Consider the following 22,299-nt stretch of genomic DNA (forward strand, 5'->3'; position numbering starts at 1 on the left):
CCGGAAGGGTGCCGCAACGAAGGAACAGCAGGGTCCGCGCAGTCAGGCGGCGCGGAACCTGCCGTCCGCCCTAGTTCTCCCAGGGTGCCTTGATGGGGAAGTACTTTTCCAGGAAGTCAGTGACCAGCTCGGCCCGCTCGTCCGCTGCGACTTCGGGGAAGCTGCCGTCGTTCAGGCAGAAGAAGTCCATGTTCCGTTTGGACCGCAGTTTGGGCAGGTAGTTCAGCCCCGCCCGCATGGTGGTGTCCACGTACCGGACCTTGGCTGCCGTCTGGGTGACCGCGCGGCCCGTGAGCAGCGCGTAGTAGTGGTAGAACGAGTTGGTGACGGAGATGTTGTCCGCCGCACGGAACCGGCTGGCGGCCGTCTTCCGGAACTCTTCGGGGAACTCCTGCTCCATTTGGGCCACCAGGCTGCGCCGCAGAGGTGCCGCCGTGTGCTCCAGGTGGCGGGTGGTGATGCGGCCGAACCGGTTCCACAGCAGTTTCCGGTTGACGCGTGCCGCGTTCTCAAAGCCGCTGCGCTCGGCGGCGTTCTCGCCCAGCCCGATCCGGGTTTCCGCCTCGATGAACTTGGTGATGCCGCCCGGGGTGAAGAACATGTCCGGGCCCACGGGGCGGCCAAAGAACATGTCATCGTTTGAGTACAGGAAGTGTTCAGAGAGCCCATCGATGTGGTGCAGCTGGCACTCCACCGCCTGCGAGTTGTGGGTGGGCAGCACGGCCGGATCCGAGAAGAACTCTTCACTCCGGACAATGGTGACAGCCGGGTGGTCCGCCAGCCAGGCAGGCGCGGGGGAGTCCGTGGCGATGAAGATGCGGCGGATCCACGGCGCGAACATGTAAACGGACCGGAGGGCGTACTTGAGTTCGTCGATCTGGCGGAACCGGGCTTCGTGGTCGTCGCCTTCACCCAGGACCACACCCTGCTGCTGCGAGCGCCGGGCTGCAATGTACTCGGGGGAGCTGCCGTCCACCCAGGAAAACACCAGGTCGATGTCGAAGCTGATGTCGCTGGCATGGTCGGCGAACATGTTCTCGATGGTGGGCCAGGTGTGGCCGTAGCGTTCCACGGTGCCCCGGACGGCGTCCTGCCGCAGGAGGGTCCGGCGGGTCAGTGAGTTCTCGATGGGCAGGATCAGCTGCTCGCCTTCGAAGGCCCATAGCTCGATCTGCACGCCCGCTGAGGCCCCGAACTCGAAACCACCGACAGGTTCAACCCGGGGACGGTACAGCCGGAAGATGCGCGCCTGCCGGTTGGAGGAAAGCTCTCCGTCGGCCACCAGCACGGAAGTCTTCTTCTTCGCATCCACCGTCATGGAGTAGAACGGCTCATCCCGGCAGGCCTCCACCAGGGCAGCCCGGAGCTTCTTCCGGTCCTTCCAGTCCAGGGCGATGACGGGCCGGTCGTTGTTGCCGCGGACCAGGAGGTAGGCGATTCCGGAATTGACCAGGACATTGCGCAGGAACAGCAGGTCCTCGACCATGGCCTGGTACGGCGTCCTGTTGTAGTTGATCAGGGCATAGCGGCCCTTGTGCCTGAGCACATCGGCGCGGTGCCTGAGCCGCTGTTCCGCCGCCGCAGACGTAACCTCTGCATGAAATTGTTCTTCTACGGACGCTTGGCTGCCGTAGTAGACCTCGTCCTGTACCGGTGCTTCTGTAATGGTGTTCTCCGTGCTGGTCAAAGTATGTAAGCCTTTCTACCTGCATGATAGCCGCGGGGTGGAAACGGCAGGTTTCCGGCCGGGGCCGCGCGGGCCCCGGAAGAGGCTTAGGCTCCCAGCGCCTCCAGCCAGCTGCGCAGGAAAGCGCCGCCGGCGTCGTCGTGAATCACGGAGGAATCCAGTCCCAGGTCCACAGCAGTCAGGACGTCGTAGGGCTTGTCCGGAACACCGTCCGCCGGGCGGACGTCCACATGCTTTACCTCGTGGTCGTTGTGGTGGAGCCAGTCGGCCATGGCGTAGTCCGTTCGGGAGTCACCCACCGTCCGCCAGGCCTGCGGCGTGATGCCTTGCGCGGCCAGCAGTTCCACGGCCCGGCTGGCTCCCAGGTCCTTGCCGAGCCGCACTGATTCAATGTCTGTGGAGATGATGGTGGGGTCCACGCGGTAGTCCACTTCGTCGTCGGAACTGGGGGCGTGGTGGTCCAGCCGCACCACGCCCAGGCCGTGCCGGGCCATCAGGTCCATGGCGTCCGCGTCGAAGAGTTTCTGCTCGGCAAGGTATTCGGCGCTCGGCACGTCGATGTGCTGTTCCACGGACACCATGGCCCGCTTCGTTTCGTCGAAGAACATGTGCGCCGAGTAGTCCTCGGCCACCATCCGCCGGACGTCGTCACCGTACGCCGCAGGAACGGCGAGCTCCCGGTCCACATGGATGGGGCCCGGTCCGGTGGCCGTGTAGCTGAACCAGACGGCGCCTTTTTCGCAGATGGCGTGGATGATGGTGCCCGCAGGAATCCCCGCCGCGATCATCGGCTCCATGACCTGCTCACGGATGAAGGCATCCGAGCGGCCGGTATTGAAGATGACTGGAATACCCGCAGCGGCCAGGGCTACAAGATCATTGATGATTTCAGCCTTGACATCGCGCGTGACCGGGCTGGCCACCGGCCCGTCCACATCGAGCAGGAGCGCGAGGGAAGGCGTGGCCGGCAGGTGTACGCCGGGGGTGGTGGCGGCAGGAGAAGCGGAGGCAGTCATGGCTCCATTCTGTCAGCAGGACCCTGAACTCCCGGTGCCGCACTGCCAGGATCACCGCGTGTGACACTTGGTCACTGTTTGGCTACAACCTGCCCCCGGGTGCGTCCGGCACTTTCGCTGGGACCATTGGATGCCTAGGGTGGCATGGTGATATTCAAAGCTGTGGGCGAGGGCCGCCCTTACCCTGACCATGGTTACAACACTCCCAAAGAATGGGCTGCCCTGCCGCCGCGTCCGGTCAGGCTGGACGAGCTGGTGACCACCAAGCGCACCCTGGACCTCGAAGCGCTCCTGGCGGAAGATTCCACGTTCTTTGGCGACCTGTTTCCGCACGTAGTGCAGTACCAGGGGGTCCTGTACCTGGAGGACGGACTGCACCGCGCCGTCCGGACCGCCCTGCACCAGCGAACGGCCATTCACGCCCGTGTCCTGGTTATCGATGGCTAGAAAAAAACAGCAGGACATCAGCGTCCTCCATGGCCACCGTGTTGTCACCGGGTCTGAACTGCGGGCCACCTTCGAAGAACGCAGCGACGCGGACGACACTTCGCAGGCACGCCGCCGGGTGCTTCACGGCGTGGTGCTGGTGCTCCTCATTGGACTGATCATCGCCGCCATTATCACCGCGCTGGCCATCATCAACGGGCGCCTGAAGATCCCCGCCGCGGGGCCGGCAGAGCAAACGGTGTCCTCCTGTCCGGCTGCCGCCTTTGACTACTTGCCCAATGACAAGGTCAACCTCAACGTTTACAACTCCACCAACCGGCCCGGGCTGGCGCGGTCAGTGGCCGACGAGTTCCTGGCCCGGAAGTTCGTGGTGGGTGCGGTGGCCAATGTTGAGGCCGGCTACCGCGGTGTTGCCGCGGTAGTGTCCGGCGCGGCGGGCCAGTCCGCGGCGTTGAGCGTCCAGCGCAACCTGCCGGGCTCGGACTACTTCCAGGACGGCAGGACGGACGGCAGTGTGGACGTGGTCCTGGCCCAGGACTACAAGGCGCTGGTGCCGCCGGACCTCGTTGACCAGACACCGGGCAAGCTGGGCTGCCCGCGCGAAAGCCGCCGCGTTGCCGATGACGACAAGTGGCCGGTCATGCCGTCGGCGGCGCCCACCCGCTGAAGAATCCTCAGCCGGACACGGCGGGAAGCGGTGCCAGGCGGACGGGGCAGCCGGCGTCGTCGAACCTTGCGCCGGCACCCAGCTGGATGAAACGCACCGTCCTGGCAACGCGCGCTTCCAGTTCCGCAGGTTCGTCGCTGCCCCGGGCCGCACTGGAGGAGAGGGTGCCGAGGATCAGCTGTGCCTGCTGGCCCACGTTTGCAACCGGCAGGTAGCCTTGCTCCATCCCGTCGCGCAGGATGCCCTGCAGCAGGACGCTCAGCTCGCCCACATGGTCGGCGAGTTTGGCAAAGGACGACGGCGACAGCACGGCCCCCATCGCAGGTCCCGGCGGGAGGTGGCGGCGGCTGAGGTCCACCACCTGGGCGCGGACGTACAGCGCCAGCCGCTCCACCGGGTTGTCGAGGCGGCCCAATGCCTCCCGGAGCTCGGACAGGAACTTTTCGGTCTCATCCAGCGCATAGGAGATGAGCAGTTCTTCGATGTCCGCGTAGTAGTTGTAGACAGCCGTCCTGCCCACGCCTGCATGCCGGGCCACGTCGGTCATGGTCAGCCCGGGCAGGCCGTGGGAAAAAAGGAGTTCGCCGAACGCCGTGAGAATACGGCGCTGTGTGTCCGCGCGCTGCTCGGCGTTGGTGGCCGCTGTAATCCTGGGCATGTAGACACTTTACCGCGATGTGTCAGTAAACGCGCCTGGGCTTGGGAGACGAAGGCTAGACCTGGCAGCCGTCCGGGCCGCAGGCGTCGCCGTCGGTGGAGTTCACGAGTACCAAGGGGTTGGCGGCCTGCCACGCCTGGTTGAGTGCGGCGGTGAACGTTTCGGCCGGTTGGGCGCCGGACAGGCCGAACTTGCGGTCGATGACGAAGAACGGCACGCCGTTGATGCCCAGCGTCCGGCCTTCCTCGAAGTCGAAGCGGACGTCGTCGGCGAACTTGTCCGTACTGAACAGTTCCTCCACCTCGCCCCTGCTGATGCCCAGGTCCAGTGCGAGGGATGTCAGGTATTCGCGGCTGCCGATGTCCTTGCCGTGCTCGAAGTGGTCGCTGAGCAGGCGTTCCTTGGCTTCGTCCTGCTGGCCGTGCACGGCCGCGAGATGGATCAGGCGGTGGGCGGTGAAGCTGTTCGCCACCACCACCGAGTCGAACCGGTAGTCCAGTCCCTCACCCTTGGCCTGCTCGGTGACGTGCTGGAACATCTGCGAGACCTGGTGCTGCGGAATGCCCTTGCGGGTGCTGAGATATTCCAGCTCGGTCCCGTAATAGTGCTCGGGCAGGGTGGGGTCCAGCTGGTAGCTGCGCCACTTCACTTCCACCGAATCGCGGTGCTCGAAGTTGGCAAGGGCCGTCTCAAAGCGGCGCTTGCCGATGTAGCACCACGGGCACGCGACGTCAGACCAGATCTCAATCTTCATGCTGGGGCTAACTCCGGATCCCGGCAGGGCATTCCAGGACCCGGGTGTTAGATACCGCACAGTAGGGCTTGCCGCCCGGCTCATCCTGCGCAATAGTCTGAAATGGAGGTAAAAAAGCGTCACCGGCTCACTCCGGATGACACCGCGGTGCACACGTCAGTTCCCGCGGACGGCTGTGCCTGGCGGGCTGGGGAGCCCGGCCTGTATTCTTCGCGAGGCCAGGAATGCGGATAGGACTTGTTGCAGGACCGTGGATTCCGGTTCCGCCCGTGGCATACGGCGGCACTGAAAGAGTCGTGGACAGCCTGGCCAGGGGCTTCGCCGCCGCAGGACACGAAGTGGTGCTGGCGGCCCCGTCGGACAGCACCTGCCCGGTGCCCCTGGTTCCGGGGATGCGGCCTGCCCAACCAGGCGGCCTGGGCTCCACCATCACTGAGTTAAGCCATGTGGCCCGGGCCTACGAGGCAATGGACGGCGTGGATATCATCCACGACCACACCCTGGCCGGTCCCTTATACCTGCAGCGGCCCCAACAGGTTCCGGTGGTGACGACCATCCACGGCCCGCTCAACACTGAAGCCGTGGACATCTACCGTGCGATTGGCCGAAGGGCTGCTGTCATAGCTATCTCCCGGGACCAGTGCTCGCGCGCCCCTGGGGTGCCGGTGACGCGGGTCATCCATCACGGGATGGATGTCGCCTCCGTCCCGATGGGCTCGGGGAGCGGCGGCTACCTGTGCTTCGTTGGGCGGGCCTGCCAGGACAAAGGCCTGCTGGAAGCGATCATGGTTGCCCGCGAGGCCGGCATGCCGTTGCGGATCGCGGTGAAGATGCGCGAGCGGGAGGAGTTGCGCTACTTCCATGAGGTCATCGAACCTTTGCTTGGGCCCAATGAGGACTTTGTGGGGGAAGTCGATGACGCAGCCAAGTACCGGCTGATGGGCGAAGCACTGGCCTTCCTGAACCCCATTCAGTGGCCCGAGCCCTTTGGGCTTGTCATGATCGAGGCGCTTGCTACGGGCACCCCTGTGATCGGCACGGCCGTGGGTTCTGCACCCGAAATCATCGACCATGGCCGGACCGGATTTTTGGGGCGCACCGAGCTGCTGGCGGGTTTTGTGCAGGAGGCGGCAGGCCTCAGCCGGGCAGCCTGCCGAAAGATTGCCAAGGATCGGTTCGGCGAGGAACGCATGGTGAATGAGCACCTCTGGCTTTTCGGGAAACTGCTGGCCGGGGAGATGCCTTCAGGGGTTCCGGATACGGTCGGCTTGCACCAGAATCTTTAAGCGACGGTCTTGGCGATCCGCGGCAAGTCTGTCGCCTAGCGAAGGAGTGCGTCCGTGACCGCATGGAACGCTGATACTGAAGCCGGCGCATCTGAGTCAGGTTCGGTCACCATCGTGGAAGGGTCCTCGTTCTGCATCTCGTCCGAAACGGGTGACATCAGTTCCGACGGCGGCACGAACGGGACATTCTTCCAGGACACCCGCATCATCTCCCGCTGGGTCCTCCGGATCAACGGGTCCCTGCGGGAGCCCCTGGTGGCCCAGAAGCCGCAGCCGTTCGGAGCCACCTTTGTTGGCCGGGCCAAATGGCCGGACGGCAGGTTCGACAGCCCGCTGGTGGTACGGCAGATCCGCCACATCGGCCCGGGCCTGCAGGACGACATCATCCTTGAAAACTATTCGGCCGAGCCGGTGGATTGCGATATCGAACTGCTCGTGGACGCCGACCAGGCAGATCTCTTCGACGTCAAGGGCGGCCGGACCACACTCGGTGCTGAGGCCACCCGTGCCGTAGTGGACGGCAGGCTCGTCATCGAAGCTGCCCGCCACGGCCAGCGGCGGGGAACGTCAATCAGGGCGCAGGGTGCCGAGGCAGGCGCCGACGGTCTCCGTTTCAAGGCCACGGTGCCTGCCCGGGGCAAGTGGGCCACCAGCGTGATTGTGGTGCCGCTGGTCAACGGCCAGGCGCCCGCGGATCCCTTCACGGAGGGCCGGCCTCCCCGCCACCGCGAAGGCGTACGCCGGCACCGGGCCTGGGAGGAAAACGTCCCGCGGGTTACCGTGGCGGACAGTAACCTGCAGGAAGTGCTGAACCGGAGCCAGAGCGATCTGGGCTCCCTGCGGATCTTCGACGAGCACCATCCGGGCCGGGTGGCCGTGGCAGCCGGGGCCCCGTGGTTTATGGCCCTGTTCGGCCGGGACTCGCTGCTCTCGTCCTACATGAGCCTGCTGGTGAGCCCGAACCTGGCGGCCGGCACGCTGCAGACCCTGGCCGGGCTGCAGGGAACCAAGGTGGACCCGGACTCCGAGGAAGAACCGGGACGCATTCCCCATGAGGTGAGGCTGGGCGTCACAGCGGGGCTGTCGCTTGGCGGCACAGCCTATTACGGCACGGCCGATGCCACTCCGTTGTTCGTGGGTGTCCTGGGCGAGCTCAGCCGCTGGGGCCTCTCGCGGGAGATTATCCACCCGCTGCTTCCGCACGCGGACCGTGCCCTCGACTGGATTGAAAATTACGGTGACCGTGACGGCGACGGATTTGTGGAGTACCAGAGGCCCAACGACCACGGGCTGGTTAACCAGGGCTGGAAAGACTCGTGGGACGGCATCAACTTTGCCGACGGCACCATTGCGGAAGCCCCAATAGCCCTGTGCGAAGTGCAGGCCTATGTCTACTCCGCCTATATCGGCCGGTCGCTGTTGGCGCGCTGGGACGGTGACGTGGCTTTGGAACAGCATTGGGCTGACAAGGCCGCCACCCTGAAGGCTGCCTTCAACGAGAAGTTCTGGTTGCCGGACAAAGGCTATTTCGCGGTTGCCCTGGACAAGGACAAGCGGGCAGTGGACGCCTGTGCCTCGAACATGGGCCATTGCCTCTGGACGGGCATCGTGGACGAGGACAAGGCGCCCGCGGTGGTGGAGCATCTGATGTCGCCGCAGATGTTCACCGGGTGGGGCATCCGCACCCTGGGTTCGGACATGGGCGCCTACAACCCCGTGAGTTACCACAACGGCTCGGTCTGGCCGCACGACTCGGCGCTGGTGGCAACAGGGCTGATGCGCTACGGATTTGTGGAGGAGGCCCGGCGGCTTGCCTCCGGCCTTATTGACGCCGCCGAGCACTTTGACGGCCGGCTGCCGGAACTGTTTTGCGGTTTCGACCGCGGCGAGTTCCCCGGACCCGTGCCGTACCCCACCGCGTGCTCGCCCCAGGCCTGGGCGGCGGCGGCGCCGGTGCAGCTGATGCGTGTGCTCCTCCGTTTCGACCCCGTCTATACCCACGGAGTGGTGCACCTGGCGCCGATCCTCCCCGAGGACATGGGCGACTTCGAGGCCGCGAACGTGCTGATCGACTCCTCCCGCATTACCATCAGGGCCCACGGGACGGGCGGCAGCATCGATGGGCTCCCGCCTGGCCTCAAACTCCTATCAGAGCCACGTCCGCCCCTGGCCTACTCGCCAAAGGCCCATCAGCACGTTTGATGGCACCCCGTCTGCCGGCACCCGTTCGATGTCACGCCGTCTGGTGCCCGGTCAGGGGACGGCGCGTTCCAGTACGAAGTCATGCTCCACGGTGCTGCCCAGCCGGAAAGACTTGGTGCCCACCTTCCGGAACCCGGACTTCTCGTAGAAACGGATGGCCCGGGCATTCTGGCTGTTGACTCCCAGCCAGACGCCCTTCCCGCCGGACCCGGCAGCCGCTGCAAGGCTGGCATTCATCAGTTCGGCAGCGGCACCGAGCCCGTGGTGTCCGGGGTGCACGTAGCACTTGCTGAGCTCCACCGACGGCAGGATTTCCAGGGCGGAGACAACGTCCGGGTCGGTGGCGGGCCGGTTTACCAGCAGGCTGTACCCGCGGAGGCCGCCCTCGGCGTCAATGACCAGGACCGTCACGTCGGGGTCGGCGAGGTACGCCTGGAAGTGCCGGTCACTGAGCGTGCTCGCAAGGTGGGCGGCAATATCCTCCGGCGAGGCCGACGGCGGGCACGCCAGCGGAAAGGTGACGGCCGCCAGGGCAGCCAGGGCCCCGGCGTCGTCCGTTGTTGCTGTACGGATGGAATGCGGCATGCAGGGATTCTACGTGTGCACTTTCGCAGTTACTGCTTAAAGGCGGCGTCGAAGGAGGTGTTCGACGGCGGGAAGTCGAACTTTTTGAGGGCTGCCAGGGCTTCGGGGGCGCCGTGGAGGCGGTCCATGCCGGCGTCTTCCCATTCCACCGAAATGGGCCCGTCGTAGCCGATCGCGGTCAGGGCCCGGAAGGACGCTTCCCAGGGCACGTCGCCGCGGCCGGCGGAGACGAAGTCCCAGCCCCGGCGGGGGTCGCCCCAGGCGAGGTGGGAGCCCATCACGGTGTTCCGGCCGGTCTGGCGGATCTTGGTGTCCTTGCAGTCCACGTGGTAGATCCGGTCCTTGAAATCCCAAATGAAGGAGACGGGGTCGATGCCCTGCCACATCATGTGGGACGGGTCCCAGTTCAGGCCGAACGCTTCACGGTGGCCGATCGCTTCGAGGGTGCGGACGGTGGTCCAGTAGTCGTAGGCGATTTCGGAGGGGTGGACTTCGTGGGCGAAGCGGACGCCGCATTCGTCGAAGACGTCCAGGATGGGGTTCCAGCGGTCGGCGAAGTCCTGGTAGCCGGCCTCGATGACCTTTTCGGGGACCGGCGGGAACATGGCCACGTACTGCCAGATGGAAGATCCGGTGAAGCCGACGACGGTGTCCACGCCCAGTGCCTTGGCGAGCCGGGCGGTGTGTTTCAGTTCCTCGGCGGCCCTTTGGCGGACACCTTCGGGGTCGCCGTCGCCCCAAACCTTGGCGCCGACGATGGCTTCGTGGCGGAAGTCGATGGGGTCATCGCAGACGGCCTGGCCCTTGAGGTGGTTGGAGATGGCCCAGACCTTGAGGTTGTACTCGTTGAGGATGGCGAGTTTGGACTCGACGTAGCCGGGTTCGTCCCAGCGCCAAGCGTCCAGGTGGTCGCCGGAGACGGCGATTTCCAGGCCGTCGTAGCCCCAGCCGGAGGCCAGGCGGGCCACTTCCTCGAACGGCAGGTCAGCCCACTGGCCGGTGAACAGGGTGTACGGGCGGGGCATGTCAGGCTCCTTCAGTCAGTGCATTGGCAGCGGTGGACAGCTGGATGAGGGCACTTTTAGCGGCAGCGGATTCCTCCACTGCGGCCAGGATGCGCTGGACTTCCAGTCCGTCTTCGAACGACGGCGACGGCTCTGTCCCGCCGTCGATGGCCAGCAGGAAGTCCCGGATTTCGTGCGTGAAGGTGTGCTCCCAGCCGATGATGTGGCCCTGCGGCCACCACGCGTCCAGGTACGGGTGCTCCGGTTCGGTGACCACGATCCGGCGGAAGCCCTGCTCGCGGGCTGGCGCAGTAGCGTCCAGGAACTGAAGTTCATTGAGGTTCTCAAGGTCGAAGCGGAGGGCGCCCTTGTCGCCGTAGATCTCGATCTGCAGGGAGTTCTTCCGCCCGGTGGCCACCCGGGAGGCTTCCACTGAGGCGATTGCTCCTGAGGCGAGGGTCAGCGTTGCCCAGGCGGCGTCGTCGACCGTGACGTCTTCCAGGCCTTCGGCACCCGGCCGCTGGTCCACGAACGTCTGCAGCCGGGCCGAGACTTCCGTGACCTGGTCGCCGAGCAGGAAGAGGACCTGGTCGATGGCGTGGGATGCGATGTCACCCAACGCCCCGGACCCGGCGGTCTCCTTCTTTGACCGCCATGTCATCGGTGCGGACTCGTCGGCCAGCCAGTCTTGCAGGTAGGCGGCGCGGACCTGACGGACAGTCCCGAGCCTGCCCTCGCTGGCCAGTTCCTTCGCGAGGGCCAGCGCCGGGACGCGGCGGTAGTTGAAGCCCACCATCGACTGCACGCCCTTGGCCCGGGCGGCGCGGGCTGCAGCGGTCATGGCTTCGGCTTCGGCCAGGGTGTTGGCGAGCGGCTTTTCCAGCAGCACATGCTTGCCGGCTTCGAGGGCGGCGATGGCGATCTCGGCGTGCATCCAGCCAGGCGCGCAGATGTCAACAATATGGATGTCGTCGCGGTCCAGGACAGAGCGCCAGTCCGTAGCGGTTTCCTGCCACCCGTACTTCGCGGCGGCTTCCGAAACGGCGGCGGCGTCCCGGCCCACCAGGACCTTCTGCTCAAGCGCGGGGACGTCGAAATAGCTGGCAACGTTCCGCCACGCGTTCGAGTGCGCTTTGCCCATAAAGGCATACCCGATCATCGCTACGCCCAGGGGCCGCTGGATTGGTTCGTTGCTCATGCGCCTTCTCCTAGCGTCAAGGCTTCGGGGGCCCAGTCTTCGGGGATGGGCTGCGAAATGGGTGCGTTGCTGGCTACGTCCACGAAGGTCCCGGATTCCATGGACTCGTTGATGGAGACCATGGCGTCCAGAACGTGGTAGGCGAGTTCTCCGGTGGCACGGTGGGGGACGCCGGCGCGGATGGAGCGGGCCATGTCCAGGACTCCCATGCCCCGGCCGTTCGCAGGGCCGGTGGCCGGGATGGTGGTCCAGTCCTCATCGCCTGCCCGCCACAGCTTGATATCGCCGTCGAAATAGTTGGGGTCCGGCAGCGAGATGGTGGCCTCGGTGCCGGCGATTTCCACGAAGCCCATCCGGGCGCGCGGGGACTCGAAGGAGAAGACGCTGTGGGAGGACGCGCCGGACTCGAACTGGGCCATGGCGGACACGTGGGTGGGGACCTCCACCGTGAACTCTTCGCCGGCTTTGGGTCCGGAACCGATCACGCGGACGTCTTTGGACTTGGACCCGACGGCGGCCACCTTGCGGATGGAGCCGAAAGCCTGGATGAGCGTGGTCAGGTAATAGGGGCCCATGTCGAACAGCGGGCCGGCGCCGTGCTGGAAGAGGAACGCCGGGTTGGGGTGCCAGGATTCCGGGCCGGGGGTCTGGAAGGTGGTCATGGCCGTCAGCGGAGTGCCGATGTCGCCGCGCCGGATCATCCGCAGGGCCGTCTGCAGGCCTGCGCCGAGGAAGGTGTCGGGTGCGCAGCCCAGGCGGAGCCCTGCGGCGTCGGCGGTTTTGAGCAGACCCAGCCCGGATTCACGGTCCAGGGAGAAGGGCTTTTCGGTCCAGACGTGTTTCCCGGCGTTGACCGCGGCAGTGGCTACTTCAACGTGCGCGGCCGGGATGGTCAGGTTGACGATGATCTCGACGTCGGGGTGGTTCAGTGCCTTGTCCACCCCGCCCCACTCGGGAATGCCATATTCCTTGGCCCGGGCTGCCGCGGCTTCCTCGAACAGGTCCGCGATGACGTGGACCTTGAGGTCCGGGAAGACCGTGAGGTTATCCAGGTATTGCTTGCTGATGTTTCCGGCGCCGATGACGGCAACGCCTACCGGGCCTTTGCCCGTTGCCCCATGGAAGGATGCTGAGCTTGCCGGTGCAGTATTTGCCGGTGCAGGGGTGCTCATGCCTTGATTCCTTCACCCGATGCAGTCAGGAACGAAAGGCTCTCGTTGATGCCCTCGAAGATGTCGCCGTCATAGTCGTCAAACTCCACCACGCCCACTTCGAGCGATTTAGCCGCCGCGATGACGTCCAGGACGGCCACCTTGCCCTGGCCTGCAGGCAGCTGGGCTTTGGTGTTGGTAGTGAGGGGCCCGTCCTTGATGTGGATGAACTTAACCCGGGTCCCCAGCTTGCCCAGGATGTCCACAGGGTCCTGGCCGCCCACGGCAACCCAGTAGGTGTCCACTTCAAGGACCAGTTCAGGGTCCAGCAGGTCTGCAAAGTACTCCAGCGCCGTGCGGCCCTCGATGCGGGACTCCAGCTCCCACTGGTGGTTGTGGTATCCCACGCGGATGCCGTATCCGGCGCCCTTCTTTGCCGCCTCGTTTAGTTGGGCGGCGGTGGCCTGCACGTCTTCAGCGCTCTGCCAGCGATCGGCCGGAATGAACGGTTCGATGACGGTAGTGATGCCCAGTTCCCTGGCAGCGGTGAAGATCCGGTCCTGGTCCTGGCCCAGCAGCGGGGCATGGCCGGACGGCGCGGTCAGGCCGTTTTCGCGCAGCGCCTCACCAAGTTCCTGTGCCGTGGCAACAAAGTTGTACGGCTCCACCTGGGTGAAGCCGATGTCTGCGACTTTCCGAATGGTTCCGGGCAGGTCTTCCTGGATGGCGTTCCGCAACGTGTAGAGCTGGAGCGAGTAGGACATTGAACTCTCCTGGTTTCTGGAGTCGGTTCCGGACGCGGCTCTGTATCCGGATTCGGACGGGGGAGTGGGCTTGGCCACAATTCTTCGGCTACTGCAACGCTAGGATGACTTTTGCTGCACGTCAAGCAAAAGTTGTCGGCGTGACATACAGAAGTGGCCGTGCTATCCATGTCCTATGACCAAGACCGCAGGCATCAGCGCTTCGCCCGAGCCCGCCCTGGCCCAGGGCGGAGCCGGCGTGCTGTTCCAACTGCTCCGGGACGGCAAGGCCCGCACCCGCGCTGAGCTCGCCCTGACCACAGGGCTGGCGCGGTCCACCGTGGCGTCCCGGATCGATGCCCTGATAGCCTCCGGACTGGTGGGCCCCGCGGGGGAGGCCAGCTCAAGCGGCGGAAGGCCGCCGTCGCGCTTTGCCTTCAATCCTGCCGTGCGTGTGGTGCTGGCCGTGGATGTGGGGGCCACGCACGTGATCGTCGCCGTCACGGACCTTAACGGCGAGGTCCTCGCCGAGCAGCGCCTTGCGCAGGACGTGGCGGACGGGCCCGAAGCCGTGCTGGACCGCGTGGTGAGGGAAGGCCTGCTGCTCCTGGCCAAGGCAGGACGCCCGGTGGACGACGTCGCCGGAGTGGGCATCGGCCTGCCGGGGCCCGTGGAGCACGCCACAGGACGGCCTGTTAAGCCGCCCATCATGCCGGGCTGGGACGGGTTCGACGTCGTCGCTTACGTCCAGCGCTCGCTGCCGGTTCCCGTGCTGGTGGACAACGACGTGAACATCATGGCGCTGGGGGAACGGACCGCGCACTGGCGGGAGCACGAGAATTTCCTGTTCATCAAGGTGGCCACCGGGGTGGGGTCCGGGATCATCAGCAGCGGGATGCTGCAGCGCGGCGCCAACGGCACTGCCGGCGATCTTGGCCACGTGCGGGTCCCGCGCGGCGACGACGTGCTGTGCCGGTGCGGCAACTACGGCTGCCTGGAGGCGTTGGCCTCCGGCCCGGCCCTGGCCGCGGAACTGGACCGGCTGGGAGTACCGGCGGCCAGGGGCAGCGACGTGCTGCGGCTGGTGGCCCAGGGGAACCGGCAGGCGATCCAGGTGTTGCGCCAGGCCGGGCGGGACGTGGGGGACGTCCTGGCCACGGTGGTCAACCTGCTCAACCCGTCGGTCATTGTGATCGGCGGGAGCCTGGGCCAGGCGGGGGAGCACCTGATGGCCGGGGTGCGTGAAGTGGTGTACCGGCGCTCGCTGCCCCTGGCCACAGCCCACCTGAGGATCGCCCTTTCGATGGCCGGCGACCGGGCTGCGATTCTGGGCGCCAGCCAGATGGTGACGCAGCACGTGCTGTCTCCGGCTGCGGTTGAGGCAACCCTTCAGGCAACCGGCTAGCGCCCCGCAACTTCCAGGCTCTGGGAGGCTGGGTTCCTAGGCTGAAATGACCCGCAGCGGCTCGCCGGCCAACCAGGCCTTAACGTCCTCCAGCGCCCCGCCGTAAAACTCCCGGTAGCTCTCCCGCGTCACATAGCCCAGGTGCGGGGACAGCACCGTGTTGGGCGCGGTGAGGAGGGGGTGGCCTGCCGGGAGGGGTTCGTGGTCGAAGACGTCCAGCGCGGCTCCTGCGATCCAGCCTTCCGTCAGCGCCCGCACCAGGGCGTCCTGGTCCACCAACGGCCCGCGCGCGGTGTTCACCAGAATGCCGTTGGGGCCCAGGAGTTTCAGCTCCGGCTCGCCCACGATGCCCTCCGAACGGGGAGACAGGCGCAGATGGAGGGTGGCGACGTCGGAATTTCGAAAGAGCTCCTCCTTGGACACCTTCCGCACCCCTGCCCCGGCGGCGGCCTCATCGGTCAGGTTCTGGCTCCACGCGAGTACGTCCATGCCGAAGGCCTGGCCGTAGGCGGCCATCCTGCGGCCGATCTTGCCCAGGCCCACCACCCCGAGGGTCTTGCCGGCCAGTTCGAACCCCACCGTGCTCTGCCAGGAACCGGCGCGGAGGGAACTGTCCTCGGCAGGGATGTTGCGGGCGATGGCCAGGAGCAGGGCCCACGAGAGTTCCGGGGCGGCGGTGGGGGACCCCGGCGTGCCGCAGACAGTGATGCCAAGGTCGTCCGCGGCCTCAACGTCGATGGAGGCGTTCGCCATTCCGGTGGTGACAAGGAGCCGAAGGGCCGGGAGTTTTTCGAGCACCCCGCGGGGAAAGGCAGTCCGCTCCCGCATGGCAACGATGATCGTCGCATCGGCCAGGGCGGACTCCAGTGCATCGGGCGAACCGAACGGCTCACGGTACGTGGTGACCGTGACGCCGTCGGCCTCCAGGGAGGACCAGTCGGCGAATCCGTGCGCCACGCCCTGGTAATCATCAAGGATGGCAAGCCGTTGCTGCATGTCTGTGTCCTTTGTCCCGTTCTGCGGCAGTGATGTTCATCGTATGGCAGGACGGCGCGGCCTCCCGGGACTGCCATGCATAGAGGCCGTGATAGCAATGAGGGTGATGAAAAAAGATTCAACCCCCTTGCCCTGCTGGTGAGCGGCCGGTTCCCCGCCCGGATTCCGAAGAGCTGGATCCTGCTGGCCTGTATCGGGCTGCTGGCGCTGAACCTGCGGGGCCCGTTCGTGGCCGTAGCCCCCGTGGTGGACGTAATGCAGGCGGACCTCGGGTTTTCGCCGGTGGTGCTGGGCCTGCTCACGAGCATTCCGGTGCTGTGCTTCGCGCTGGCGGCACCCCTTGCCTCGCTGGCGGCCCGGGGCTTCGGTGCCGAATTCGCCGTGACCCTCACTATCCTGGGCGTGCTGTCAGGCGTCATCATCCGGTCCGCCGGCGGCCCGGCCTTGGTTCTCGCCGGCACCGTGGTGATCGGCCTGGCCATCACCATCGGCAACATCGCCGTGCCCCTCATTATCCGCCGCGACTTCCCGCCGCTGCGGCAGGGTACCGCGATGGGTGTCTATACGGCTGCCCTGAACGTCGGGTCATTCCTGACCTCGATGATCACTGCGCCGTTGGCCGAGCTCGCAGGGTGGCAGCTCGCGCTCGCGTCCACTGCGCTGCTGGCGGTCGCGGCCATCGTGTGCTGGGTGCTCGCCATCGGACTCCGTGCTGCGTTCGTGCCGTCCGCCGCTCCGGTGCCGGACGGGCAGCGGCCGGCGGCTCCTGCCGGTTCGGCCTGGACCACTGCCGGGCTCACTGCGGCCTTCGCGGGCCAGGCATTCTCCTACTACGCCGTCACGGCATGGCTGCCCAGCTACCTCAACGACGAACTCGGGATGTCCGCTTCGGCGGCGGGGGCCGGCTCCTCGCTGTTCCAGGTGTTCGCGATCGTGGGCGGGCTGGGTGTGCCGTTTGCGGCCAAGTATTTCAGTACGACGGCGGCGGCGGTCACCCTGGGCGTGTTGTGGACGACCGTGCCGGCCGGCCTCCTGCTGGTTCCCGAGCTCTGGTGGCTGTGGTCCGTCTTCGGCGGCGTTGCCCAGGGCGGCGGGATCACGCTGATCTTCATCGCCATCATCAAACTCGCCCGGGACCAGGTTTCCGCCGGCCGGATGTCCGCCACCGTCCAGGGTTTGGGCTATTGCTTCGGCGCTGTGGCGCCTCCGCTGGTGGGCTTTGTGCACGATGTTTCGGGTTCCTGGACGCCGGCCCTGCTGGTCATCCTGGCGTCGGTGCTGACGTTCTTCCTCAGCGCCACCCTCTCCGTGCGGCGGGTGCCGAAGGGGCGCTAGCCGGACGCTCTCTCACTTAATGCGGCTTAACGACCGACGCTCTCTCACTTTCTTCTGGAAAGTGAGAGAGCGTCCCTGGATTTCTTGCGTTAAGTGAGAGAGCGTCCGGGTGCCAAACCGGTTGGGGTCGTCGGCACCGGACCTCCCCAGAGGGTGCTCCGTCGCCGGGCCGGCCCTCCGGATTTCGGAGGTGCCTGTTGCGTAAGGGCGTGCCGGCCCGGCGGACGGAAGTTTTTTCTTTTCCTGGTTGATCAGGCCGCGGCCAGTTCCTCCACGGTGGCCTTTTCACGGGCTTCGGTGAGGTAGCGGGCGTAGGCGGGGAGGGTGAGGAAGGACGGGAAGTCCTGGCTCAGCGTGACTTCTTCGAAGATGTCGCGGGCGTCTTCGAAGCGGTCGCCGTCGAAGCGTTCGAGCCGTGCGAATTCCTCGTCCAGGAGCTCTTCGATCCAGTGGTGGGTGATGATTTCACCGCGGTCGGTGATGGCCTGGGCGTAGATCCACTGCCAGAGCTGGGAGCGGGAGATTTCTGCGGTGGCGGCGTCTTCCATGAGGTTGTGGATCGCTACGGCGCCGTTGCCGCGGAGCCACGATTCAATGTAGCGGATCCCGACCTCGATGTTGTTCCTGATGCCTTGTTCGGTGATGGTGCCTTCGGTGGCGGCCACGTTAATCAGCGCCCTGTCGTCCGGGGTGACGTCGTCGCGGGTGCGGTCCAGCTGGTTGGGCTTTTCGCCGAGGATGGAGTCGAACACCTCGCGGGCAACGGGCACCAGGTCGGGGTGGGCCACCCAGGACCCGTCGAACCCGTCGTTGGCCTCGCGGGTCTTGTCGGCGCGGACCTTCTCGAAGGCATTGGCGTTCGCTTCGGGGTCTTTGCGGTTGGGGACTGCTGCTGCCATGCCGCCGATGGCCATGGCGCCGCGCTTGTGGCAGGCCCGGACGAGTTGTTCCGTGTAGGCGCGCATGAACGGGGCGGTCATGGTCACCTGGCCGCGGTCCGGCAGGACGAAGCGGGGGCCGCGGGTTCGGAAGTTCTTGATGAGGGAGAAGATGTAGTCCCAGCGGCCGGCGTTCAGGCCGGCGGCGTGGTCGCGCAGTTCGTAGAGGATTTCTTCCATTTCGAAGGCTGCGGTGATGGTTTCGATCAGCACGGTGGCGCGGATGGTCCCCTGCGGGATGCCGAGCAGGTCCTGGGCGAGGATGAAGATGTCGTTCCAGAGCCGTGCTTCGAGGTGGTTTTCGATCTTGGGCAGGTAGAAGTACGGGCCCTTGCCCTGGGCCAGGAGGCGGCGGGCGTTGTGGAAGAAGTACAGGCCGAAGTCGACGATCCCGCCGGCGATTGGCTGGCCGTCGATCAGCATGTGCTTCTCGGGCAGGTGCCAGCCGCGGGGCCGGACCACGATGGTGGGCAGTTCACCGGCGGGGCGGAGCTTGTATTCCTTGCCCTCGGGGCTGGTGAAGTCGATCCGGCGTTCCAGCGCGTCGGTGAGGTTCAGCTGGCCCTTGATGACGTTGCGCCAGGTGGGGGTGGAGGAGTCCTCCATGTCCGCGAGCCATACCTTCGCCCCGGAGTTCATGGCGTTGATGGTCATCTTCTTGTCCACCGGCCCAGTGATTTCCACCCGGCGGTCTTCCAGTCCGGGGGCCGGGGGAGCGACCCGCCAGGACGGATCATTGCGGATGCCCTCGGTCTCCCGCAGGAATCGGGGATCAGCCCCGGCAGCGATGTCAGCCCGCCGGGCACGCCGGCCCTGCAGCAGCTCCTGCCGCCGGCCAGCAGTAGCCCGGTGCAGCTTGGCCACAAATGCCAGAGCGTCCGGAGTCAGAACCTCGTCCTGCCGGCAAATCGGCTGGGCCGTCAAAGTAATGCCATTGATCGTGAAGCTGTCAGTAAAGCTGTTCATCTCAGTCTCCTTAAAGACGAAAAGGGAAGTTCGACGGCGGGACTTGTCTGGGTGGGCCGGGAAGGGAAATCCTCCGCGTGCTATTCCCCATCGCCGCCGTAAGACCTCGCAGAGCTCGGTCGACGGCGGGGACAGGGCCCCTTTTACGCACGCTTCCGGATTCCCCCTCCCGGTTAGGCGATACGCCCAGTTGGGTGCCGCCGTCGTGCCTCTTGGTGAGCGAAGCGAACTGCTCACCTTGGGCGGGAAGTGGTTAGTGGAACTGGCCCTCTTCGGTCGATCCGACCAAAGCGAGGGTGGAGGCGTTGGGGTTGAGCGCTGTTGAGATGGTGTCGAAGTAGCCGGTGCCGACTTCGCGCTGGTGCTTGGTTGCGGTGTAGCCGCGGGACTCGGATGCGAATTCCTTTTCCTGGAGTTCGACGTAGGCGCTCATGCCTTCCCGGGCGTAGCCGTGGGCGAGGTCGAACATCGAGTAGTTCAGGGCGTGGAAGCCGGCCAGGGTGATGAACTGGAAGGTGAAGCCCATGGCGCCGAGTTCGCGCTGGAACTTGGCGATGGTGGCGTCGTCCAGGTGCTTACGCCAGTTGAACGACGGGGAGCAGTTGTAGGAGAGCATCTGGTCCGGGAACTCCGCCTTGACTGCTTCGGCGAACTTGCGGGCCAGCTCGAGGTCCGGGGTGCCGGTTTCCATCCAGATCAGGTCCGAGTAGGGGGCGTAGGCCTTGGCGCGGGCGATGCAGGGTTCGATGCCGTTGCGGACCTTGTAGAAGCCCTCCGCGGTACGGACCGGCTGTCCGCCTTCGCGGAGGATGAATTCCTGGTCCCGCTCGTCGACGTCGGAGGTGATCAGGGTTGCTGCCTCGGCGTCGGTGCGGGCGATGACCACGGTGGGGGTGCCGGCGACGTCGGCCGCGAGGCGGGCCGCGTTCAGGGTGCGCACGTGCTGCTGGGTGGGGATCAGGACCTTGCCGCCGAGGTGCCCGCACTTCTTTTCGGAGGCGAGCTGGTCTTCCCAGTGAACACCGGAGGCACCAGCCTGGATCATGGATTTCATGAGCTCATAGGCGTTCAGGGGGCCGCCGAAGCCGGCCTCGGCGTCGGCGACGATCGGCACCAGCCAGTCCTCGACGGTCTGGACGCCTTCGGAGAATTCGATCTGGTCCGCCCGGAGCAGGGCGTTGTTGATGCGGCGGACCACGGTGGGAACCGAGTTGGCCGGGTAGAGCGACTGGTCCGGGTAGGTGTGGCCCGAGTTGTTGGCGTCCGCGGCCACCTGCCAGCCGGAAAGGTAGATGGCCCGGAGGCCGGCCTTGACCTGCTGCACTGCCTGGTTGCCGGTGAGGGCGCCAAGTGCGTTGGTGTACCCGCCGGTCTTGTGCTCTTCGGTGAGCTGCTTCCACAGCTTCTCCGCGCCGCGGCGGGCCAGGGTCTGTTCTTCGGAGACGCGGCCGCGGAGACGGACGACGTCGGAGGCTGAGTAGTCCCGGGTCACACCTTCCCAGCGGGGGTTGGCGGCCCATTCGAGCTCCAGGGCGGCGGCCTGCGATGTTGCGTCATGGCCGGAGGGCTGCTGGGTGGGCTCAAATGCTGCAGTCATCGTTGATCTCCTTGATTGAGCTCCGGATCGGGTAGGTGGGAACCACGTCGTTGGGGTTCCCACCGGCTCTTCCGGTGCGGTGTTTCTTTCCGTGAACACCACTTTTCTGCATTTGCAACAGGCTTTCTAGACGAAAACTATGGAAAGAAATGCACTTCTTCACGTATTCTTCATAAATGTCGCCTTCAAGCTGGAACAGGGAAGTTTTGCAGCCGCCGTCGCCGGGGACGGTGGCGGAACTGGACGTCATCTCACTTGGCCGCCGCGTGCGCCACCTCCGCAAACAGGCCGGGCTTACCCTCGAAGGCCTCAGTGCCGCCGTCGGGACAGCCCCGAGCCAGCTGAGCCTGATTGAAAATGGAAAGCGGGAACCGAAACTCGGCCTGCTGCAGCACTTGGCGTCCGCACTCAACGTGAGCATCGATCAGCTGCTCGGGGCTGAACCTCCCAGCCGCCGCGCCGCCCTGGAAATCGAGCTGGAACGGTACCAGCGCGGACCCCTCTATGAATCCCTGAACCTGCCGAAAATCCGCATCAGCTCGCGGCTTCCGCTCGATGTGCTCGAGGCCCAGGTGGGGCTGCTGCAGGAGCTGGAACGCAAGATGAACGAGCAGGTGGCCACTCCCGAAGAAGCCCGCCGGGCCAACGGTGAACTGCGGGCGATGATGCGGGAGCGAGGCAACTATTTTCCGGAGTACGAGGCCGAAGCGCAGAAGGTCCTCAAGGAGGTGGGTTACACCACCGGTCCGCTGAGCCAGCACGTGATCGCGGACATCGCCGAGCACCTCGGTTTTACCCTTCATCACGTGGGCGATCTGCCGCATTCCACCCGCTCCGTCACGGATTTGAAGAACCGCAGAATTTACCTGACCCAGAGCCAGCGGCAGGACCACGATCCCCGCTCGGTACTGCTGCAGGCCCTGGGTCACTACGTTCTGGGGCATGAGACGCCCCGGAACTACGGCGATTTCCTCGCCCAGCGGGTGGCCACCAATTATTTCGCCGCGGCACTTCTCCTCCCTGAGCAGGCGACCGTGGAATTTCTGCAAAAAGCCAAAACCGCCAAGGAAATCGCCGTCGAGGATATCCGCGACGCGTTCGCCGTGTCCTACGAAACCGCGGCCCACCGCTTCACCAACCTCGCCACCAAGCACCTGGGCATCACCACGCATTTCCAGAAGACGCACCAGAGCGGAATCATCTACAAGGCGTATGAGAACGACGGCGTGACCTTTCCGCAGGACCACACCGGCGCCATCGAGGGGCAGCCCTCGTGCAAGGCGTGGACCTCACGGGCGGTCTTCGACGTGCCGGACAAGTTCAGCGCCTACAGCCAGTACACGGATACCCCGTCCGGCACGTACTGGTGCACTGCACGCACAGAGCGGTCCGCGAGCGGCGAGTTTTCATTGAGCATCGGGGTGCCGTACCAGCACGTGAAGTGGTTCCGCGGCCGGGAGACGACGGCGCGGGCTACGTCCAACTGCCCGGATCCCACCTGCTGCAAACGCCCGCCTGAATCCTTGACGTCCCAATGGGCCGGGAACGCCTGGCCGTCCGCCCGCGCCCACTCGCACCTCCTGGCCGCCATGCCCCCCGGAGCATTCCCCGGCGTCGACGAGACCGAGGTGTACACCTTCCTGCAGGCGCACTCGGGGAGTTGA

The 22,299-nt window shown here is 65.7% G+C and carries 19 protein-coding genes; 7 read left to right on the top strand and 12 right to left on the bottom strand.

Annotated elements, in window-relative coordinates; translation table 11 throughout:
• Positions 1-70 precede the first annotated feature (70 nt).
• Entirely contained in the window at positions 71-1,486 is a 1,416-nt protein-coding gene (locus tag QFZ36_RS16145; protein WP_373427086.1) for a stealth family protein, read from the bottom strand.
• 287 nt (positions 1,487-1,773) lie between these two features.
• Entirely contained in the window at positions 1,774-2,703 is a 930-nt protein-coding gene (locus QFZ36_RS16150) for a hypothetical protein (protein ID WP_306637942.1), read from the bottom strand.
• A 147-nt stretch (positions 2,704-2,850) separates the two neighbouring features.
• Between QFZ36_RS16150 and QFZ36_RS16155 the strand changes: the two genes are divergently transcribed.
• Positions 2,851-3,150 (top strand): type II toxin-antitoxin system VapB family antitoxin, encoded by a 300-nt coding sequence (locus tag QFZ36_RS16155; protein ID WP_306639248.1) that lies wholly within the window; start codon positions 2,851-2,853, stop codon positions 3,148-3,150.
• On the top strand, positions 3,143-3,817 hold the full coding sequence (locus tag QFZ36_RS16160; protein ID WP_306637943.1) for a LytR C-terminal domain-containing protein: 675 nt from the start codon (positions 3,143-3,145) through the stop codon (positions 3,815-3,817). The genes QFZ36_RS16155 and QFZ36_RS16160 overlap by 8 nt, the downstream gene beginning before the upstream one ends.
• Positions 3,818-3,824: 7 nt before the next feature.
• Here the strand turns inward: QFZ36_RS16160 and QFZ36_RS16165 are convergent, their stop codons facing one another.
• Both QFZ36_RS16165 and QFZ36_RS16170 read right to left on the bottom strand, forming a co-directional pair.
• Positions 3,825-4,475: a TetR/AcrR family transcriptional regulator gene (locus tag QFZ36_RS16165; protein WP_306637944.1), complete on the bottom strand. Its 651-nt coding sequence runs from the start codon at positions 4,473-4,475 to the stop codon at positions 3,825-3,827.
• A 55-nt stretch (positions 4,476-4,530) separates the two neighbouring features.
• The gene (locus tag QFZ36_RS16170) at positions 4,531-5,229 is read right to left on the bottom strand and encodes a DsbA family oxidoreductase (protein ID WP_306637945.1); all 699 of its coding nucleotides are present in this window, start codon (positions 5,227-5,229) and stop codon (positions 4,531-4,533) included.
• Positions 5,230-5,453: 224 nt separating this feature from the next.
• Between QFZ36_RS16170 and QFZ36_RS16175 the strand changes: the two genes are divergently transcribed.
• Positions 5,454-6,515 (top strand): glycosyltransferase family 4 protein, encoded by a 1,062-nt coding sequence (locus tag QFZ36_RS16175; RefSeq protein WP_306637946.1) that lies wholly within the window; start codon positions 5,454-5,456, stop codon positions 6,513-6,515.
• Positions 6,516-6,569: 54 nt separating this feature from the next.
• Positions 6,570-8,717: an amylo-alpha-1,6-glucosidase gene (locus QFZ36_RS16180; protein ID WP_306637949.1), complete on the top strand. Its 2,148-nt coding sequence runs from the start codon at positions 6,570-6,572 to the stop codon at positions 8,715-8,717.
• A gap of 51 nt (positions 8,718-8,768) precedes the next feature.
• Here QFZ36_RS16180 and QFZ36_RS16185 read toward each other — a convergent pair whose 3' ends face one another.
• Genes QFZ36_RS16185 through QFZ36_RS16205 form a run of 5 tightly spaced genes read right to left on the bottom strand, consistent with a single transcriptional unit; the run spans position 8,769 to position 13,419 of the window.
• Positions 8,769-9,302, bottom strand: a complete 534-nt coding sequence (locus QFZ36_RS16185) for a GNAT family N-acetyltransferase (RefSeq protein WP_306637951.1) — start codon at positions 9,300-9,302, stop codon at positions 8,769-8,771.
• 29 nt (positions 9,303-9,331) lie between these two features.
• Positions 9,332-10,327: a sugar phosphate isomerase/epimerase family protein gene (locus QFZ36_RS16190; RefSeq protein WP_306637953.1), complete on the bottom strand. Its 996-nt coding sequence runs from the start codon at positions 10,325-10,327 to the stop codon at positions 9,332-9,334.
• Between the two features lies 1 nt (position 10,328).
• Complete coding sequence (locus QFZ36_RS16195; protein WP_306637955.1) at positions 10,329-11,504, bottom strand: Gfo/Idh/MocA family protein; 1,176 nt, start codon at positions 11,502-11,504, stop codon at positions 10,329-10,331.
• Positions 11,501-12,676: a Gfo/Idh/MocA family protein gene (locus tag QFZ36_RS16200; RefSeq protein ID WP_306637957.1), complete on the bottom strand. Its 1,176-nt coding sequence runs from the start codon at positions 12,674-12,676 to the stop codon at positions 11,501-11,503. The genes QFZ36_RS16195 and QFZ36_RS16200 overlap by 4 nt, the downstream gene beginning before the upstream one ends.
• The gene (locus QFZ36_RS16205; RefSeq protein ID WP_306637959.1) at positions 12,673-13,419 is read right to left on the bottom strand and encodes a sugar phosphate isomerase/epimerase family protein; all 747 of its coding nucleotides are present in this window, start codon (positions 13,417-13,419) and stop codon (positions 12,673-12,675) included. Before QFZ36_RS16205 ends, QFZ36_RS16200 begins: the two co-directional genes overlap by 4 nt.
• Positions 13,420-13,594: 175 nt before the next feature.
• On the opposite strand from QFZ36_RS16205, the gene QFZ36_RS16210 reads away from it, so the two are divergent.
• Positions 13,595-14,803 (top strand): ROK family transcriptional regulator, encoded by a 1,209-nt coding sequence (locus tag QFZ36_RS16210; protein WP_306637960.1) that lies wholly within the window; start codon positions 13,595-13,597, stop codon positions 14,801-14,803.
• Positions 14,804-14,839: 36 nt separating this feature from the next.
• Here the strand turns inward: QFZ36_RS16210 and QFZ36_RS16215 are convergent, their stop codons facing one another.
• On the bottom strand, positions 14,840-15,799 hold the full coding sequence (locus QFZ36_RS16215) for a D-2-hydroxyacid dehydrogenase family protein (protein WP_306637962.1): 960 nt from the start codon (positions 15,797-15,799) through the stop codon (positions 14,840-14,842).
• A gap of 138 nt (positions 15,800-15,937) precedes the next feature.
• On the opposite strand from QFZ36_RS16215, the gene QFZ36_RS16220 reads away from it, so the two are divergent.
• Complete coding sequence (locus QFZ36_RS16220) at positions 15,938-17,134, top strand: MFS transporter (protein ID WP_306637964.1); 1,197 nt, start codon at positions 15,938-15,940, stop codon at positions 17,132-17,134.
• Between the two features lie 251 nt (positions 17,135-17,385).
• On the opposite strand, the gene aceB is transcribed toward QFZ36_RS16220, so the two are convergent.
• Together aceB and aceA are read right to left on the bottom strand one after the other, a co-directional pair.
• Entirely contained in the window at positions 17,386-19,038 is a 1,653-nt protein-coding gene (aceB, locus tag QFZ36_RS16225) for a malate synthase A (protein ID WP_306637965.1), read from the bottom strand.
• Positions 19,039-19,291: 253 nt separating this feature from the next.
• The gene (aceA, locus tag QFZ36_RS16230; protein ID WP_306637966.1) at positions 19,292-20,635 is read right to left on the bottom strand and encodes an isocitrate lyase; all 1,344 of its coding nucleotides are present in this window, start codon (positions 20,633-20,635) and stop codon (positions 19,292-19,294) included.
• 176 nt (positions 20,636-20,811) lie between these two features.
• On the opposite strand from aceA, the gene QFZ36_RS16235 reads away from it, so the two are divergent.
• Positions 20,812-22,299, top strand: coding sequence for an XRE family transcriptional regulator (locus QFZ36_RS16235; RefSeq protein ID WP_306637967.1), 1,488 nt, complete (start codon positions 20,812-20,814; stop codon positions 22,297-22,299).

This window comes from Pseudarthrobacter siccitolerans, from assembly GCF_030823375.1.
In the GTDB taxonomy this organism is placed as follows: Bacteria; Actinomycetota; Actinomycetes; order Actinomycetales; family Micrococcaceae; genus Arthrobacter; species Arthrobacter siccitolerans_A.

What these genes read in the sequence shown, in the direction of transcription:
- QFZ36_RS16210 (WP_306637960.1), top strand. Translation starts at nt 13,595, where the DNA reads ATGACCAAGACCGCAGGCATCAGCGCTTCGCCCGAGCCCGCCCTGGCC.
- QFZ36_RS16175 (WP_306637946.1), top strand. Translation starts at nt 5,454, where the DNA reads ATGCGGATAGGACTTGTTGCAGGACCGTGGATTCCGGTTCCGCCCGTG.
- QFZ36_RS16205 (WP_306637959.1), bottom strand. Translation starts at nt 13,419, where the DNA reads ATGTCCTACTCGCTCCAGCTCTACACGTTGCGGAACGCCATCCAGGAA.
- aceA (WP_306637966.1), bottom strand. Translation starts at nt 20,635, where the DNA reads ATGACTGCAGCATTTGAGCCCACCCAGCAGCCCTCCGGCCATGACGCA.
- QFZ36_RS16200 (WP_306637957.1), bottom strand. Translation starts at nt 12,676, where the DNA reads ATGAGCACCCCTGCACCGGCAAATACTGCACCGGCAAGCTCAGCATCC.
- QFZ36_RS16195 (WP_306637955.1), bottom strand. Translation starts at nt 11,504, where the DNA reads ATGAGCAACGAACCAATCCAGCGGCCCCTGGGCGTAGCGATGATCGGG.
- QFZ36_RS16150 (WP_306637942.1), bottom strand. Translation starts at nt 2,703, where the DNA reads ATGACTGCCTCCGCTTCTCCTGCCGCCACCACCCCCGGCGTACACCTG.
- QFZ36_RS16145 (WP_373427086.1), bottom strand. Translation starts at nt 1,486, where the DNA reads ATGGTCGAGGACCTGCTGTTCCTGCGCAATGTCCTGGTCAATTCCGGA.
- QFZ36_RS16190 (WP_306637953.1), bottom strand. Translation starts at nt 10,327, where the DNA reads ATGCCCCGCCCGTACACCCTGTTCACCGGCCAGTGGGCTGACCTGCCG.
- aceB (WP_306637965.1), bottom strand. Translation starts at nt 19,038, where the DNA reads ATGAACAGCTTTACTGACAGCTTCACGATCAATGGCATTACTTTGACG.
- QFZ36_RS16185 (WP_306637951.1), bottom strand. Translation starts at nt 9,302, where the DNA reads ATGCCGCATTCCATCCGTACAGCAACAACGGACGACGCCGGGGCCCTG.
- QFZ36_RS16165 (WP_306637944.1), bottom strand. Translation starts at nt 4,475, where the DNA reads ATGCCCAGGATTACAGCGGCCACCAACGCCGAGCAGCGCGCGGACACA.
- QFZ36_RS16235 (WP_306637967.1), top strand. Translation starts at nt 20,812, where the DNA reads ATGTCGCCTTCAAGCTGGAACAGGGAAGTTTTGCAGCCGCCGTCGCCG.
- QFZ36_RS16215 (WP_306637962.1), bottom strand. Translation starts at nt 15,799, where the DNA reads ATGCAGCAACGGCTTGCCATCCTTGATGATTACCAGGGCGTGGCGCAC.
- QFZ36_RS16160 (WP_306637943.1), top strand. Translation starts at nt 3,143, where the DNA reads ATGGCTAGAAAAAAACAGCAGGACATCAGCGTCCTCCATGGCCACCGT.
- QFZ36_RS16170 (WP_306637945.1), bottom strand. Translation starts at nt 5,229, where the DNA reads ATGAAGATTGAGATCTGGTCTGACGTCGCGTGCCCGTGGTGCTACATC.